Origin of the sequence: Vibrio sp. VPAP30 (assembly GCF_001188205.1) — a bacterium.
Lineage (GTDB): Bacteria > Pseudomonadota > Gammaproteobacteria > Enterobacterales > Vibrionaceae > Vibrio > Vibrio bivalvicida.
Window position 1 is genome coordinate 1 of the sequence record NZ_LBLS01000011.1, and the last position, 2,972, is coordinate 2,972.

Annotated in this window: 2 protein-coding genes and 2 pseudogenes; 1 reads left to right on the forward strand and 3 read right to left on the reverse strand. The window is 45.4% G+C overall.

Translation table 11 applies throughout. The features are described 5' to 3' along the window. Positions 1-531, reverse strand: a pseudogene (locus ZX61_RS01875) (transposase); the annotation flags it as partial. Positions 532-707: 176 nt separating this feature from the next. Beyond that, on the reverse strand, positions 708-1,595 hold the full coding sequence (locus tag ZX61_RS01880; RefSeq protein ID WP_049843026.1) for a LysR family transcriptional regulator: 888 nt from the start codon (positions 1,593-1,595) through the stop codon (positions 708-710). Positions 1,596-1,710: 115 nt separating this feature from the next. On the opposite strand from ZX61_RS01880, the gene ZX61_RS01885 reads away from it, so the two are divergent. Next, complete coding sequence (locus tag ZX61_RS01885; RefSeq protein ID WP_049843027.1) at positions 1,711-2,421, forward strand: NAD(P)-dependent oxidoreductase; 711 nt, start codon at positions 1,711-1,713, stop codon at positions 2,419-2,421. 47 nt (positions 2,422-2,468) lie between these two features. On the opposite strand, the pseudogene ZX61_RS01890 reads toward ZX61_RS01885, so the two are convergent. Further along, positions 2,469-2,828: pseudogene (locus ZX61_RS01890) on the reverse strand (amidohydrolase family protein); the annotation flags it as partial. Positions 2,829-2,972 lie beyond the last annotated feature (144 nt).

Sequence of the window (2,972 nt, forward strand, 5' to 3'; positions counted from 1 at the left end):
GAGCGCCTGCTCATCAAGCAAGGCCTGACTTTTGAAGCGGCTTTCCCAGAAATGTCCTTTGCATTGGTCTTCTTTGTTGGCTTGGCAGGCAATCTCAAAATTAAGCTCTTTCATAAACCAACTCAGGCTCCATAGTCGTTCGCGCCAAGATTCGATGATTGCTAAACACTCTTCACGTTCGGCTTTACTGGTGAGCTGCCCTTCTAACCATCGCGTTACTATATTCGGCAGTTTGTGCCCTCTCTGCCAACGCTCAACCACCTCATGAGACGATAGGTTTAGGGCTTTGTCTCGATTGATATGTAAGACCAAATGATAGTGGTTACTCATTATGGCGTAGGCGCAGATGTTGATGCAGTAAAGTTGCGTTAGCGCCATCATTGTTCGCTTCACCCACGCTCTACGGTGCTCATAATTTTGCTTGGTGATAGGATCAGTCCCACACAGGAAGCTGCGCCTGACACAGCGAGACACGCAGTGATAATAAGGTGTAGCATCAACGCATATCTGTTGTTTTCTCGCAGTTGTCATCTTTAAGCCTCCCTTTGGTGATTTACCCATTGAGGTTAAGAATGCCACCAAAAAGCTGCAACCCGCATTAAGTGAACCTTTGGCGTAGGTATCAACAACTCACTCTTATTTCATCCTTTAAAGCGTGTGTCCTTTCTACTTCCACTTTCTACTTTCATTCTACTCTTCTTGTTAGTTCATAAGCTTAAGTGCTTAGCCAAGAAATCAAACACTATGCGTACTCTTTTACTCGTGTGTAGTTCTCGGTGGCAAACAAGCCATGCATCTAGTTCAAAGGGCTGAAAATGTTCTTTAAACGCAATTCGTAAATCCGGATTATTACGAGCAATGTGCTCTGGCAAAAGAATTAGTGATCGAGTTAACTGTACTAACTGCCACTGCACTAACTGGTTGTTACAGATCAGGGTAAAAGGGTTGTGTTTGAGATCCCAACCGGATCGTTTTAGGTGCTGGCGTAGATACTCTTCCTGATCAAATCCGATGATGGTTACGTTTGCAACCTCATTGGGAGACCTGTCTTGAAAGCTCTTAACCAAATCTTTATGTCCGTAAAGATAAATGGTTTCGTGGCCGATTTTCTTCGCGATCAGATCTAAGTCGGTTGGTCTTTTGTAGCGCATGGCGATATCGGCCTCACGGCGTTTCAGATCACTCACTTGGTTGGAGACAATGAGCTCGATATCGACATGCGGTGCGTATTCTTTTAATTGATTAACTAGGGGAGGAAAGCGAAAAAATGCATCGAGCTCCGTTAAAGAAATACTCACCTTGCCTGCGATACTTTCATCTTGCCCCAGTGCGGTGAGCAGCATTTGATTTGCAGACTCGGCCATTTGGCTGACATGTTGGTAGAGTTTTTGGCCGCTGTTGGTAAGAACCAACTTTTTACCAACTCGTTCAAACAGAGTGAGCTTTAGTTCATGTTCAAACGCAGCGATTTGGCGGCCCAAGGTGGGTTGACTCATATTTAAGGCGCGACCAGCAGCTGAGAATGATCCCTCTTCAGCAACGACCAGAAATGCTCGTGCGCGATTCCAGTCAAATTGGATGTGCTTCCAGTCCATGTTGATTTTCCGTTTGTCATTCAAATATGAATGATTGTCATGCATTTTTGATGGATTTCCAAACAATTATGAACTGATAAGCTATTGAATAAGTACAGAAGGCAAAGGGTTTAAAATGAAGATATTGGTACTAGGCGCCACGGGCTCTACGGGTAAATTGGTCGTAAATCAGCTTCTTGAAGCCAACCATGAAGTGGTTGCTTTGGTTAGGGACTGTAATGTGTTACCGGATCATTCAAATTTGACTCAACATCGAACGACCGTTTTGGCGATTGAAGTGGATGATTTGGAAATGATCGTTGCTGATTGCCAAGCGTGCATATGTTGTTTAGGCCACAACTTCACTTTGCAAGGTGTTTATGGAGCACCGCGACTGTTGGTTCGAGACAGCATATTGCGTATTGCTTCAGTGATATCACCTCAACGAAACGAGCCGCTAAAGTTAGCTCTAATGGGCTCAACAGGTGTGAGCAACCATACAATCAATGAACAAGTTTCTAGGCAGGAGAGATTGCTATGCCTTTTGCTACGAGCATTGTTACCGCCGCACCGTGACAATGAAAAAGCAGCTGAGCTCTTAAGCAGAAGTCGTAAACTGAGCACTCTGTTAGAGTGGGTTATCTTGCGACCAGATACCTTGATTGACCGCTGCGACGTAAGTCCATATTCATGGCACAATAGCCCGACTCGCAGTGCTTTGTTTAATGCTGGAGAAACCAGCCGAATCAATGTCGCCAATGCGCTAACTCGCTTAGTGACTGATTCTCAGCTTTGGCTAGATTGGCGGGGGGAAATGCCCGTCATCTACAACGTAGAAGCAAACTAGCAAGCCTAAAAGCAAAGAGCCCCAGTAAGTGACTGGGGCTATATGACTTACTCACCTAAAGCTTTACGTGCTAGCCTCGATGCTGCCGCTTTATGACGTTCCATCAATTGATGAATATCAACACCAATCACTTCACTGTTCATTACTCGCCAGTGACCTGCAACCATCACACGGTCGGCTTGTTGAGCGCCACATAATAGGAGTGCGGCAAGAGGATCATGACTGCCTGAGAAACGAATATCGTCGAGTTTGAACATCGCAATATCGGCCTGTTTACCCACGCTAAGCTCGCCAATATCATTACGTCCCATCGCTTGAGCTGAGCCTTTGGTCGCCCAACGCAGCGCATCAAAGTGGGATACGTTTGCCGAGCCATATTGTAGGCGCTGTAAGTACATCGCCATACGAGCGATTATAAGGACAGGCACCATAAAATGATACTAATACTCCTGGCATAAATTAAGGGTGAAATCGGTATCAATTTGTGCAACTGGAGGGAGAACTGCGGTCTGTTAGTCGCTATTCTACGGGATTGAGTCTATTAAGTCTTA

What these genes read in the sequence shown, in the direction of transcription:
- ZX61_RS01880 (WP_049843026.1), bottom strand. Translation starts at nt 1,595, where the DNA reads ATGGACTGGAAGCACATCCAATTTGACTGGAATCGCGCACGAGCATTT.
- ZX61_RS01885 (WP_049843027.1), top strand. Translation starts at nt 1,711, where the DNA reads ATGAAGATATTGGTACTAGGCGCCACGGGCTCTACGGGTAAATTGGTC.